Below are 14,492 nucleotides of genomic sequence, written 5' to 3'. Positions count from 1 at the left end.
TAACATCTTAGTCATAGAGAAATTCCATCGTCTACTATCTTATTCTAACTATACTAATTATACCTACAATGTTTCCTTAGATTACAGAAAATAATCTCTTAATGAAATATTACAAATATCCTAGAGAAACATTACAAAAGCATTGAATAAATATTACAAGTACTTTGGAGAAACAGAATAAATTATTCCCAGGATATCTTTTGGCAAACACTTATAAGAAACAACATAACAGACAAAGAATAGACTGGTAAGTTTATACTGCCTATTACGCTTGGATTTATCATCTTAATAAAAAGAATTATTGTAGACTCTTACGCAGTTGACGACGTAAAAGTGCTTTATATAGCATGTGCCACCAACGAGAGATAGGGCGTCCCCAAATAGTTTCAGAAGGAAAATCAAGAGCAAAATGTAAATTACGATATATTTCTAAGAAATACTGACTATACACAGACTTTCCTGAAAAAGAATACCGCTCATCATGGAACCCGAAATTTCCACTTTGAAGAATCTCTGATACAAGAACCTTACCAACTCTTTCATTAGGTTTCATTAATAAATATGGTTCTGGTAAGTTGAACATATTTTTCATTATATACATCACGGCAGCAGCAAACTTATACATGCCTACTTGCTTAAAGACTTTTATTGTTTGTAGACGTTCCTCTTCTGAAAATCCACGTAATAATAGATAGTAGTAATCTATCATTTGCCGTAATCCAATACCTTCAAAGAAGAAATGGTGCATAAGATGAGACATCTGAAAAACACGATTAAATTCATCTGTTAGTGTATATATCTTTCCTAACCCATTAGGGAGTTCAGATAACTTCTCAAATTGTGCTTGTTTACATTGATTGAAAAAACGTCGCAGCTTATATTCGTGCCATATATTCCCCATAAAGGATGGAAAGAAATGAACTTCAACGGGAGTCTTATAATAAGAAAGTTCTATGTGATGATAACCAATCTCTCCCTTTTTATCTAATTGTCGAGAGATACGAATAATATCAATAGTTTTCGCATCTGTCCAAAGGTCAATATCTCCGGAAGTACGCATGTAAGGATCAGGATACATCAAAGCATTAGTTTGTCCCTTTAAGACACAACTCCGAACACCAAACTTATCCCGCATTAACTTTGTAAGATCAGATGCATCTTTATAAGCTTGCCTATTCGCCTGTTCAATAAAAGAACAAGCCGCATACCACTTTAGTATTTGTTTTCTATCTGGTCGAAATTCAGAAGAAGACAATCGCTTAATACCATGAAATAAAACACCTAAGATAGCCTGTTTCCTGCCAAAATCATACAAGGCATCCCAATCCATATCCTTTAGGCTTTGCGGTTCAGTACTATCTTCTTTTAGACAAAACCTAAGGAACTCAAAAAATATAATAGTAGAATCTTTTCTATTATTGTTCATCGCAGTAATGATTTCATTCTCATACTTCTTTCCTAAGAAAGTTTAGTGTTTATCGAGAACAGAATACTTGCTGTTATTACTTACATACTCTGGTACTATCTCTTTCATCTTTTCAACGATAGCCATATCATCGTAGGTGTGACTCAAAGAGATCAGGGAATTAATCTGAGCCTCAACTTCTTTGAAGTCATACTCACGTACTTTTGCTATACGAATCTTCTCATGGAAACTAGGAAGAGTATTCTCTGTTGTGCTCAAAACTTCTTCATAAAGCTTCTCACCTGCACGTAAACCAGTATACTTAATCTCAACATTCTTTGCTCCAGAGAGTTTTATCATTCGTTTCGCTAGATCTGCTATCTTTACGGGTTTACCCATATCAAAGACAAATATCTCTCCTCCACTACCATGTGTACCAGCTTCCAACACGAGTTTACAAGCCTCTGGAATAAGCATAAAGAAACGAATAATCTTTGGGTCAGTAACCGTAACAGGGCCACCTGACTTAATCTGCTTTTCAAACAAAGGAATAACAGATCCATTAGAGCCTAATACATTACCAAAACGAGTTGTTACAAACTGCGTCACAGGTTTACCATTAGCTTGTTCGTTAATTATTTTGTTTAAGCTTTGGCAATATATCTCACAGATTCGTTTAGAGCAACCCATCACATTCGTTGGATTTACAGCTTTGTCTGTAGATATCATAACAAACTTCTTTACGCCATACTTAACACTCAAATCCGCAATAATTTTCGTTCCCCAAACGTTATTTTGAATACTCTCTGATGGATTATTCTCCATCATTGGCACATGCTTATAAGCGGCGGCATGGAACACATAATCAGGCTTATAAGTTTGGAAAATCTTTTCCATACGATCAGCATTAGCAATACTTGCAACGATTGTATGTGCTTTGATGTTAGGCCACTCAAAGTGCATCATCAATCGAATATTATGTTGTGGCGTTTCGGCTTGATCAATAAGTATCAATTCGGCAGGATTATAAATGGCAATCTGACGCACCATTTCAGAACCAATACTACCTGCAGAACCAGTAATCATAATCTTCTTCCCACGCAGGAGAGCACCGATAGAATCCATATCGACACGTATCTGATCACGTGGGAGAAGATCCTCAATACTAATCTCCTTTAGTTGTACATTTGAATAATCATCATCCTGACTCCATTCCTTCTCGCCTTCACTCATAAAGATCTGGACGCCTTGACTTAACAAGACATCTTGTAGCTTTTGGTCATCACGGAAACGCTCATTCTGTAAAGGGGAAACTAAGACTGCTTTAATCTTCAACTCCCTAATAATTTCTGCCAAATCATCATCTACTATATAGACCTTTTCTCCCATCAAGATACGTCCTTTGAAAGTTGAATCATGAGCAATAAAGCCCTTCAAAGTAAACTTATTAGGTTTACTACTTCGAATGCTCTTGGCTAAACCGATACCACCATCTTTCACACCATAGATGAGCGTACGCATACCACCGCCCGTATTGAAGAGAACATCATATAGAGACTTAACAACAATTCTAAACAACATCATTCCAATTGTAGCAACTAGATACATTGCCGCAATCTGTCGTCCTTGAAGTCGAATGAAATCAAGATCCCAATAATAAATAACATAATGCATGGCTTCAGCAACAATTAAAGAAGATAACATTGCTAAACCTACACGTTGTAAATCAACAAAAGAGGAGTATCGAATGATTCCTGAATAGGTATGGAAGATTCTAAAACCTATCAGGTTGAAGATCATGTAAATAAGGATTGTCTTAGAGAACAATGCAATATAACTCCAAGCCAAAGCACCATGAGAATACAACCAAAAGACGAATAAACCTGAGAAATAACAGATAAAGATATCAATGGCTAAAATAACCCAATAAGGCAAAGCATTGGCAGATAAATACCAATTCCAAAGTTTCTCAATTACTTTCATATTCGATATGTTGTCGTTACATTTAGTGTATCAGAAAGAAAGGACTAAGAGACACACCGAAGTTTCTTTAATTCACAATTACGTTGATTCTGCAAATATAGACAAAAATTTGCAATTCACCACATATCTCACAACTTATTTATCTCAACTTTATAAAATCACCTCATTTTATCATCTTACATCCATTTGAATATGGTAAAGACCTCCATAAAGATTGGGCTGATGCGTAAAGGTAATAAGAACTGATCGAGAACCGTCACTGACCTTCGAACTCTTAGGCTCTAAGATAAAGTTACCATCTAAGGACTGATAATCTCCTCCACCCAAAACATGATAACCTGCCTCAATAGCTTGTCGAGCAAATGATAACATTTCATCTGAAGACCAAGTAAATAGGTTGATGCGTTCTAACATTAATTGATGATCAACAAAGGTTCCTAAATAGCCTATTTGTCTTGGTTGTTTACCGACAACCTTATCTTGACCACTCTGTTCATCATAATACATATTGTGATGGAAGATAATCTCTTTCTGAGTACTATACCCATTGATGGTTTGTGAATCTTTCAACGCAAACACTTTACTCAATGCAACCAAAGAGGGTATATCCTTCAAACGTTCAGTATCATCTAGTAAGATGTGACATAAGTAAGGGAATGGGAACAAACATTCATCTGCAATAGTTGGTGCTTTTACCTTCTCTTTCTTCGAAGAATTACCTTTCGATGATTCCGTAACATCCACTGGTGCATCAGGATATTTCACCTCTGCTATCAATCGCTCTTCTTCTGTCATTTCTTTGGAGACTTTCTGTTGAGGAACTGATGCTTTATTCGCTTGCTGGCTCTCATCCTTCTTTATTGTAGAAGATGTAACTTTACTTGCAGGGGCTTCACGCTTTTCAATCTTCTTGTCATCAATAGTTGATGTGTTTACCTGTCTAGATTGCGCCATGGTTACACGCTCCCTTACACGATACCGCTCACAAAACTCATCTTCATTCGTCACCTTATTTATATAGTAATCTTTGCCTCCCTTTGAGTCTGATATACGAGAGCCGTCACGCCAGATAGTCGTGTACTCTACCCTACCTTGTTCATTATAAGCATAACAAGGTCCATCTAAAACACCATTACGATAATTCAGTTTCATACCGACTTTCCCACTAGGAAAGAAAGAAAGGGCACGCCCATTAGCTACACCATTCTTATATTGCATTACAGACTCTACCTTACCTGACTTATAAAATGTACGGCACACTCCCTCTAACTTCGTTAGTTTATCATCTTGACGATTGATGCTTATGTAATGCTTCTCTGCACGCAACTGCCCCGTAATGTAATAGTCATAGAACATCTTAGCCCCTCTATTATCTATAGTAAGAACACGATAATACGCCGCCTTATTTGCCGTGGCAACTCCTTGCCAACGTGCATTATAGAAAATAGCATCTTTTGGTATAGGCGAATGATTAGTTGTCTGTGCGAAACCAATAACAACAACCATACACGTTAAGAAAAAGAAAAGTAGACGTTTCATATAGACTCTAATTTGGCTGCAAATATACTGCAACTAATGGGAATAAAAGAATTTTAATCAGTTTTTTCCTTAAAATGAATCTATATATCAAAACAAAATAGTATCTTTGTTGCGTTATCATACTACTACTTAAAAATCAACAGAACATGCCAGAAAAAGAAAGAAGTATCAAAGACTTTAAACAACTAATAAGTCTGCTCAAAGAGAAACATATTTGTAAACGTGTAGTTGTTGTATGGCCAGAAGAGAGCCACACACAAGAAGCTGTCTTATTAGCAGCCCACGAAGGTTTTATAAAGCCCATATTGATATGCTCTGAAATTACACGGAATACTTTTGCACAAAAGGAAGGCTTTGAAACTATTATTGTAGACTCTCCAGAAGAGGCTTCACGTAAGGCTGTGGCACTTATCCGAGAGAAGCAAGCCGATATAATAATGAAAGGTTTTGTCAATACGGATGTCCTGCTACGCGCTATATTAGATAAGGAACTAGGTATATTACCTAAAGGGGCTGTCTTAACCCATATTGCTGTTGCTAAATTAGCAGAGTATAACAAACTAATATTCTTTACTGATGCTGCTGTGATTCCTTATCCTACGGATGAACAGCGTAAAGCTCAAGTACAATATCTTGTTGACTTTTGCCATGCTTTCAACATCACTTGTCCTAAGATTTCTCTAATACATTGCTCCGAGAAGGTCGATACCAAACACTTCCCTCATACGGCAAATTATCTAACATTAAAAGAAGATGCTAAAGCAGGAGTTTTCGGTAAGTGTGAGATAGATGGACCCTTAGATTTAAAGACTTCATGCTCTAAGGAAGCAATGGAGATTAAACAAATCAACTCACCTATCAACGGAGAGGCTGACGCACTTATCTTCCCCAATATAGAGTCGGGCAATCTATTCTATAAAACTATCACGCTCTTCTGTCATGCTGAGGTCGCAGGTGTACTTCAAGGAACAATGGCACCTGTAGTTCTCCCTAGCAGAGGCGATACTATTACCTCCAAGTTATATAGTCTTGCACTTGCAAGTCTCATAGTAAAATAAGGTTATTACCCTTCCCAATATAACCCAATAAAACATTATGGCATACAAGATCCTAGCTATTAACCCAGGCTCAACCTCAACAAAAATCTCCTTAGCGAATGACGATGAACCTGTCTTTGTTGCAGACATACCCCATTCAAGAGAAGAACTAAGTACTTTCAAGAAGATTACAGATCAATTTCATTTCCGAAAGCAAGTTGTTATTGAAGAATTAAAGAAACGCAATATCCCTCTTGACTTTGATGCAGTTATCGGACGAGGCGGATTAGCTAAACCCGTGTCAAGCGGTGTATTCACCATTACGGAAGAAATGATACTTGACCAGCAGCAAGCTATTCATCAGCATGCCTGTGACTTAGGTTGTATGATTGCAGACGAGATTGCACGTGACATCCCTGGTTGCAAAAGTTTTGTTGCCGATCCTGGTGTAGTTGACGAACTAGAGCCCGAAGCCCGTATCTCTGGTTCTCCTCTAATGCCTCGTGCATGTATCTGGCACGCTTTGAATCAGAAAGCCATTGGTAGACGATACGCCAAAGATATAGGTACTAAATACGAGAAACTCAACCTTATCATCTGTCATCTTGGTGGTGGAATATCAATTGCCGCCCACAATCATGGTCGAGCCATCGATGCTAATAATGCCCTTGATGGTGAAGGTCCTTTCTCACCCGAACGTGCGGGTAGCCTCCCAGCAGCCGACTTAATACGCCTTTGTTTTAGTGGTAAATACACTGAAAGCCAATTACTAGGCAGAGTCAGTGGGCAGGCTGGTTTAATTGCACATCTTGGTACAAATGACCTAAGAGAGGTAATGAACTGGATAAAGGCTGGCGATAAACATGCAGAGTTAATCGTGTCAGCTATGATATGGCATGTTGCGAAGAACATAGTCGCAGAAGGGGCTGTTCTATATGGTAAAGTTGACGCCATCCTTCTCACGGGTGGAATGGCAAAAAGCGATTACATCATCGACCGCCTTAAACGTCGAATAGAATATCTTGCTCCAGTGCATGTTTATCCTGGTCAAGATGAGATGCTCGCATTAACAGAGAATGCCTTGGCTGTCTTACGTGGAGAAAGAGTAGCTAAAGACTATTGATTCACATTCAATCGATTTACAGAACACCTAAACTATAGTTTATAATTAAAAACAAATCTTATGAAGGTACATGAATACCAAGCAAAGAGTATCTTTGCATCTTATGGACTACCGGTAGATCGCAACATCGTTTGTCGAACACCGGATGAGGCTGTTGCTGCGTATAAACAATTAGGTTTAGCAAAAGCGGTAGTAAAAGCACAAGTACACACGGGCGGTCGTGGTAAGGCTGGTGGTGTTAAACTTGGAAGTAGTGAAGAAGAGATTCGCCAACATGCAGAAGCAATCTTAGGCATGGACATCAAAGGGTTCACTGTTGATCGCGTCCTAGTTAGCGAAGCTGTTAACATTGCATCTGAGTACTACATGAGTATTCTTGTTGATCGCAAGTCGAAGTGCCCTATGTTGATGTTGAGTCGTGCCGGTGGTATGGATATTGAGCAAGTGGCAAAAGAGACTCCAGAGAAGATTGAGAAGATTGTCATTGATCCAACTATTGGTATGTCCGACTTCCTCGCACGTGAAGCAGCATTCAAGTTATTCGATGATATGGCACAAGTGAAGCAAGCAGTGCCTATCTTCAAGAACCTTTATAAACTCTTCGTCGAAAAGGATGCCTCACTTGCAGAGATAAATCCTCTCGTGATGACACAGGAAGGTACACTAAAAGCCATCGACGCTAAGATGACCTTTGATGATAATGCCCTCTTCCGCCATCCCGATATAGCTGAACTCTTCGAGCCTACTGCCGAGGAGAAGAAAGAGCGTGAGGCTAAGGATAAGGGCTTCAGTTACGTTAACCTTGGAGGCTCTATCGGTTGTATGGTGAATGGTGCTGGTCTTGCAATGGCTACGATGGATATGATTAAACTCTATGGTGGCGAACCAGCTAACTTCCTTGACATTGGTGGTAGCTCTAACCCCGAGAAGATTGTTGAAGCCATGAAGCTCTTATTAGCCGACAAGCATGTAAAGGTTGTTCTCATTAACATCTTTGGTGGAATTACCCGTTGCGATGACGTTGCTAAGGGCTTGCTTGAAGCATTCAAGGTGATTCAAACCGACATACCTATTGTCATCCGTCTCACTGGTACCAACGAGGCAGAAGGAAGGGCAATATTAGAAGGAACCCACTTCAATGTTGCCACCTCTATGGCAGATGCTGGACATAAGGCAGTTGAACTAAGTAAACAACTTTAAATAAGATATTATGAGTATTCTGATCAACAAAAATACAAGACTAATTGTACAAGGTATAACTGGTCGTGATGGTAGTTTTCACGCATCAAAGATGAAAGAGTATGGAACCAATGTTGTGGGTGGTACCTCTCCTGGTAAGGCAGGACAAGAAGTCTGTGGTATCCCTGTTTTCAACACGGTGAAAGATGCGGTGGCTGCAACACAAGCAAACACTTCTATTATCTTTGTTCCTGCACCTTTCGCAAAGGATGCTATGCTGGAAGCTATTGATGGCGGCATTCAACTTGTCATCTGTATTACAGAAGGTGTACCAACGCTCGACGCTGTAGCTGCACAGCATTATGCTAAAGTTCATGGTGTAAAGGTTATCGGACCTAACTGCCCTGGCTTGATATCTCCAGAAGAGAGCATGGCTGGTATTATGCCAACGAACATCTTTAAGAAAGGACACACTGGCGTCATCAGTCGTAGCGGTACTTTAACTTATGAGGTGGTGCATAACCTCACCCAAGCAGGTCTCGGACAATCAACAGCCGTTGGCGTTGGTGGTGACCCTGTTGTAGGTCTTTACTTTGAAGAACTATTACAGATGTTCCAAGATGACCCAGAGACGGATAGCATTGCTCTCATTGGTGAGATTGGTGGTGACGCTGAAGAACGCGCCGCAAAGTTTATAAAGGAGCATGTAACTAAACCCGTAGCTGTCTTCATCTCTGGACAACAAGCTCCTCCGGGCAAACAAATGGGGCATGCTGGTGCTATAATTTCAAGTGGCTCTGGCTCTGCAAGCGAAAAGATAGCTGCGTTTGAGGCTGTTGGAGTTCCTGTTGCACGTGAGACAAGTGAGATTCCAACACTACTAAAGCAACAGATGAAGAAGTAAAGATGAGGTATCTCACAAAGAGATAAATCGTTTATACAATAAGTAGGGACAGACGCTTTCGCCTAACTGAAGCACATTTGCTTTAATAAATAGACGAGGGGGTCTGTCTTTACTTTTAGTCTGTCATCGAAATACTCTAGACAAGATCTACATGAAGACACAACCTTTATTTGCTCATTAGTTTCATAAACATTAAATACCAATCAATACTTGCTTTTATAGAAAAGTCGTAGGACTTCATAGGGATAAATTTCTTCTCAACAAAGCCTTAATCTTAACTTAAATAAAGCTTATAGTTTGTCACTTACAAGCTATCTATTATAATTTGATAATCAATTACATAGTAGTTAATATTAAACTTTTAATATAGAATAAAACAGCCTCCAATTTAGAGTTAATTTTCACGTTAACTTAAAGTCGGTTTATACTTTAAGTTAAACGTCAAGCGTACTTTAACTTATACATCAAATGTACTTAAACTTAGAAGTGGATAGTACTTAAAATTAGACTATCATCCTACACACGGGAGTAAACCGAAGATAATCCTAATGTAGTTTGCTAGAACATTTGCTCACGTCATAATTAATCAGTACTTTTGCATGAACAAAGATTTGATATGGAAGAAAAGACAAACACACAAGAAGAACAAATATTAATCAGGGTAACAGGGCAAGACCGACCGGGACTAACAGCGTCTATCATGGAAATACTTGCACAATATGACGCACATATCTTAGACATTGGTCAGGCGGATATTCATTCCACCCTATCACTCGGTATTCTCATCAGAATTGACAAACAAAGCTCAGGGCAGGTGATGAAAGACTTGCTCTTCAAAGCTACAGAAATTGGTGTAAACATTGGTTTTGCACCAATCAGTGACGATGAGTATGAGGAATGGGTGAATCAACAAGGTAAGAACAGATACATCCTTACTATTATTGGGCGATCATTGTCGGCAAGGAACATACAAGCAACGGCACAAATCATCTCGGCGCATGGCTTTAACATTGATGCTGTACGACGCCTTACTGGACGGCAAAGTATTAAGAAACATTACTTGCACGTCAGAGCCTGCATTGAGTTTTCACTTAGAGGAACCCCTACCGATTATCAACGCTTACAAGCGGAGTTGATGCAAATGAGCCATGAACAAGGTATTGACTGCTCCCTACAGAAGGATGATATGTATCGTCGTATGCGCAGACTCATCTGCTTTGATATGGATTCGACACTTATTCAGACCGAGTGTATTGACGAACTTGCAAAGCGAGCTGGTGTTGGCGAACAAGTGGCAGAGATCACAGAACGTGCGATGCGTGGTGAGATTGATTTCAAAGAGAGTTTCGCTGAACGTGTAGCACTATTGAAGGGATTAGATGCTGGCGTAATGAAAGATATTGCAGAGTCAATGCCAATTACGGAAGGCGTAGACAGATTGATGAATGTGCTGAAACAATGTGGTTATAAAATAGCGATTCTCAGCGGTGGATTTACTTATTTTGGTGAGTTCTTACAACGCAAATATGGTATTGATTATGTCTATGCAAACGAACTAGAAATAGATGAGCATAATAAGTTAACTGGGCGTTACCTCGGCGATATAGTTGACGGAAAACGCAAGGCAGAACTATTGAAGCTACTGGCTCAAGTTGAGAAAGTCAATCTTGCACAAACGATTGCTGTAGGCGACGGAGCTAATGACTTACCCATGATTTCAGAAGCGGGATTGGGCATTGCTTACCATGCAAAGCCACGTGTGCAAGCTACTGCCGAACAAAATATAACAACTATCGGGCTTGATGGTGTGTTGTATTTTCTTGGATTCAAGGATAGTTACTTGGGAGACGCAGGGAAGCTTTAAGTAAAGAAGTTTCTTCTGAGTGAAGGACTCTCTTTCTTTTGTTAAACCAACAGAAACAAACATCCTCGTTTGTCCAAAGCTCTTTAAATTGAGTGGGCAAACGAGGATGTCAATATATAGGAGTAAACTTATAGTAAGATTACAGAAGTCAGACTACTTATGCGTACATAAATAGCCAGGTGTCTACACTAATTCCGTGTAAGCCATAGTCATTTCATCCATTAATCTTTCGAAGTTTTCAGAGTTTAATGAAACCTTGCGGAACATCATTTCTAAATTCTCCTCCTCGAGAAGAATAGGTGAGTCATGTAACAAAGATTCCATACCCGAGAGCATTAAACGATAGATAGTAGCCTGTCGCAAGTCGTTCGTAGATGCTTGTGCACTTGTAACGCCAGTTACATACGCTTGCATCTGTACACGCACCACAGAGCGAATGGCTAAAGAAACAGGAACTGTATCGTCTGCCTGCAAGCTAGGGCAAGAAGCAAAGAACTCCTCCTTTGTCAACAAATGCCCTTCCATTAAAGCAAAGACGTTTTTCTGATATTCCGCAGTAACCAAGTCGTATAATTCCTTTGATCCACAAGCATAGCGCAAGAGCAACTTTGAAGAAGTAGAAGAGGAGAAATGTCTACGTTTCATATCAGTAGTCACCTTATCAAAGTCATCATAATTCAAACGAATGAGAACGGGGAATAGTACCGATACAAATTGTGAAGACAGGTTATCGAAGTTATTAACTAACAACTGCTTATACTCTCGTGGTTCTAATTTCTTCTTGTCGGATGATAAAGCATCTATCTGTCCAGAGAAGAAAGAATGAAAGTAGCCCCTGACCATTGCAGTGGCTACTCTCGATCGGTTAATGTCCGTTATTCTCATATATTCTTTAATTTATCTATGACCTCCAAATACACTCCCAGTTGACGAACTAGAAGCACCTGTGCTTGAAGGTGATTGGCTTCCAAATGAAGGTTGACTCGGTGAGTCCATCCTACGTGCGTTACCAAATGAAGCTCTATTCTCATTGCTTGGCTGTTGAGGGAAAACAGGTGTACTCTGCGAAGGAGAATAAGAAGGAGATGGCACTTCACGTCTAGCGTTTCCAAACGACTGATTGTTAGGGCGTGAGTAAGTGTTATTTGGCGTACTTCTCCTCGTATTGTTCATATCCATGTTCTCTCGAGTAGCACCAGTGTTCGAAGATGATTGGCTTCCAAATGAAGGTTGACTCGGTGAGTCCATCCTACGTGCGTTACCAAATGAAGCTCTATTCTCATTGCTTGGCTGTTGAGGGAAAACAGGTGTGCTCTGTGAAGGAGAATATGAAGGAGATGGCGCTTCAGGTCGAGCGTTTCCAAACGACTGATTGTTAGGACGTGAGTAAGTGTTATTTTGCGTACTTCTCGTTGTATTGTTCATATCCATGTTCTCTCGAGTAGCATTACCAAAACTACGATTCCCTTGCTGGCTGTCAGTTCTAGGTGAGTTGGGCGCATTCCAGGAACCACCATTTGGATAAGGATTTTGATAAACCCTTGTACTGCTTGGCATTGGAGCTTGATCCCTACGGGAACCGAACTGGCTTTGATAATAGCTACTTGGACGCCCACCCCTGTAAGAATAATACTCCGAAGGACATGTACGGTAGAAGTAATTGCGATCACCATAACGCGAATAAACGCGGTAATAGTAATTGTCGTTACTCCAATAAACTGGACGATAGAAGTAGTCTTCCCTTGTAAAGTAATTATACTGGTTAGTATTCAACACAAAGTATAAATCTCTGTTTCGTTGATCCCAGTAACTACCATATAAAGAGTTGCCTCCCTGTAAGTTCAGTAAATAGTCTAAGTTAATCTCATAGACAGCTGCATATTGAGCATCGTTCAAACGTAACTCATAAGCCATCTTATCAGATAAGAATAAAGCTTGTCGACGAGCTTCTTCATAGCCGAGACGATAATAACTATCGCCGTAATCATCATAACGACCATAAGAGTCATCATATACACTTCCAACTGCTCCCACAGGACCACCTACACCCATTCCTACTGAGAATAGAGAGCCACAAGAAGTTAGACTTAAACTTGTAAACGCCAATGCTATTGTATATAAAAATCTTCTATCCATTGCTATCATATTAAGTTAATAACTACCTTTATTTACAATGACAAAGATAGCTGATAACGTTTAAATACGCAATAGGTAAATTCCTAATTACGAAGGGAATGTTCCTATACTATAGTCGCATTACTCTACTTCCTCAACGATTGTATTAGGAATTTCTTTAGATCTTAATAATTCATCTAAACTCTTAAAGGTGTAGGCAGCCTTATCTTGAACGACAGTCTTAGAGAAGCGGTCACGCAAGCTCATTAGTTTCTGAACAGCCTCTTGATAGTTATCGGCAGTTATACGATCAGCCATCTGTTGGGCGTTCGCTGGAGTAAAATTAAAATACTGCACAAGGTACTGCTGGAACTGACGACGTTGTGCTTGTATCATGTTCTCTAACTGCGCATTCATCTTGTCCTTAGTACGATGGATGATAAAGATTAAACGGTCTGGTTCGCCACCACGTTGCCCATGATCATACTTCTTGTCATACTCAAAGAAGCAATCACAAGAACCTTTCTCGGATAATTCCTTTAACTCTTGCATGGCAGGATCGAGTACTCGACGGCAGAAGTCAGAGAACTTTTTATAATTATTCTCAAGACGTAACATCTTGCGGAAATCTAATGTTGCAATGACGGCACGCCCCTTATCTGCCCATGACTCGATAAACATATAGATGCGCTGTGTGTATCTATTCTTACAAGCAAAGACAATCTGCTTACCAAACTTATGATAACCTAAATCTAAAGAAACCAGACGTTCAGCTACTGTATGATCCAACTTTAAAATAGCATACTTATTATAGGAACGGTCTTCGGGAATATATACATCACAAAGGTTAGTTGCCTTCGTGTACTTACGCCCTTCAGTCGTCTTATAAGGTATCTCAACAGGGATGGAAGCTAACATCTTCAATGAATTGCGAAGTTGAGGATAATGGTTAGGGTCAACACCTAATTCTTTGAAAGGCAACTTAATCGGCATTCTTCCATCTTCATCAAGCTCATCTGTCTGAAACAAATCTAACTGAAAGCCTCGTTTGCTCTTTAAGATTCCATGCAAAATATCTTGTAAACTCTCAACAATAGAAACGAGGATGCGGACTTGAATTAGCGAGTAGTCATGACGCATCATTGTCACAGCAATTGGCTGCAATAACCATGTCTCTTCTTCAATAGGGATGAGGTCGTTCGATATGGTACGACTCTTTAGTGGTGCCTTTTGGGCTTTTGCTCCACGCTTACGAGTTATCTTCTTGCTGGATATCTTATCAGTCATATCTGTTTAATTTGCCTTAGCTCTATATCTTTTATTGACTTGAAGTTACAAAGATA

The 14,492-nt window shown here is 39.5% G+C and carries 11 protein-coding genes; 5 read left to right on the top strand and 6 right to left on the bottom strand.

The genetic code is table 11. The annotated features are described in order from the left end of the window. Nucleotides 1-298: 298 nt before the first annotated feature. From F0475_RS10995 to F0475_RS10985, 3 genes are all read right to left on the bottom strand, one after another. The gene (locus F0475_RS10995; protein ID WP_155716664.1) at nucleotides 299-1,426 is read right to left on the bottom strand and encodes a nucleotidyltransferase family protein; all 1,128 of its coding nucleotides are present in this window, start codon (nucleotides 1,424-1,426) and stop codon (nucleotides 299-301) included. A 42-nt stretch (nucleotides 1,427-1,468) separates the two neighbouring features. Then, a complete protein-coding gene (locus F0475_RS10990; RefSeq protein ID WP_155716663.1) occupies nucleotides 1,469-3,388 on the bottom strand; it encodes a polysaccharide biosynthesis protein in 1,920 nt (639 codons plus the stop codon). Nucleotides 3,389-3,559: 171 nt separating this feature from the next. Beyond that, complete coding sequence (locus F0475_RS10985) at nucleotides 3,560-4,927, bottom strand: toxin-antitoxin system YwqK family antitoxin (protein ID WP_394350005.1); 1,368 nt, start codon at nucleotides 4,925-4,927, stop codon at nucleotides 3,560-3,562. Nucleotides 4,928-5,073: 146 nt separating this feature from the next. Between F0475_RS10985 and F0475_RS10980 the strand changes: the two genes are divergently transcribed. The 5 genes from F0475_RS10980 to serB all read left to right on the top strand — a co-directional run bounded on the left by F0475_RS10980 (nucleotide 5,074) and on the right by serB (nucleotide 11,034). After that, on the top strand, nucleotides 5,074-5,985 hold the full coding sequence (locus F0475_RS10980) for a phosphate acyltransferase (protein ID WP_155716662.1): 912 nt from the start codon (nucleotides 5,074-5,076) through the stop codon (nucleotides 5,983-5,985). Between the two features lie 37 nt (nucleotides 5,986-6,022). After that, complete coding sequence (gene buk / locus F0475_RS10975; protein ID WP_155716661.1) at nucleotides 6,023-7,087, top strand: butyrate kinase; 1,065 nt, start codon at nucleotides 6,023-6,025, stop codon at nucleotides 7,085-7,087. 60 nt (nucleotides 7,088-7,147) lie between these two features. Beyond that, complete coding sequence (gene sucC, locus F0475_RS10970; protein ID WP_155716660.1) at nucleotides 7,148-8,287, top strand: ADP-forming succinate--CoA ligase subunit beta; 1,140 nt, start codon at nucleotides 7,148-7,150, stop codon at nucleotides 8,285-8,287. 10 nt (nucleotides 8,288-8,297) lie between these two features. Further along, on the top strand, nucleotides 8,298-9,170 hold the full coding sequence (gene sucD, locus F0475_RS10965; protein ID WP_009435237.1) for a succinate--CoA ligase subunit alpha: 873 nt from the start codon (nucleotides 8,298-8,300) through the stop codon (nucleotides 9,168-9,170). A 616-nt stretch (nucleotides 9,171-9,786) separates the two neighbouring features. After that, nucleotides 9,787-11,034: a phosphoserine phosphatase SerB gene (gene serB / locus F0475_RS10960; RefSeq protein ID WP_155716659.1), complete on the top strand. Its 1,248-nt coding sequence runs from the start codon at nucleotides 9,787-9,789 to the stop codon at nucleotides 11,032-11,034. A 183-nt stretch (nucleotides 11,035-11,217) separates the two neighbouring features. Here serB and F0475_RS10955 read toward each other — a convergent pair whose 3' ends face one another. The 3 genes from F0475_RS10955 to F0475_RS10945 form a co-directional block, all read right to left on the bottom strand. After that, nucleotides 11,218-11,919, bottom strand: a complete 702-nt coding sequence (locus F0475_RS10955; protein WP_155716658.1) for a hypothetical protein — start codon at nucleotides 11,917-11,919, stop codon at nucleotides 11,218-11,220. A 12-nt stretch (nucleotides 11,920-11,931) separates the two neighbouring features. Beyond that, nucleotides 11,932-13,170 (bottom strand): hypothetical protein, encoded by a 1,239-nt coding sequence (locus F0475_RS10950; RefSeq protein ID WP_155716657.1) that lies wholly within the window; start codon nucleotides 13,168-13,170, stop codon nucleotides 11,932-11,934. Nucleotides 13,171-13,290: 120 nt separating this feature from the next. After that, nucleotides 13,291-14,436, bottom strand: a complete 1,146-nt coding sequence (locus F0475_RS10945) for a replication initiation protein (protein WP_155716656.1) — start codon at nucleotides 14,434-14,436, stop codon at nucleotides 13,291-13,293. Between the last annotated feature and the right edge of the window lie 56 nt (nucleotides 14,437-14,492).

The organism is Prevotella vespertina (genome assembly GCF_009728485.1).
Classification (GTDB): Bacteria; Bacteroidota; Bacteroidia; order Bacteroidales; family Bacteroidaceae; genus Prevotella; species Prevotella vespertina.
The sequence above is the reverse complement of the archived record's forward strand: the minus strand, read 5'-3'. Positions and strand labels throughout refer to the sequence as shown.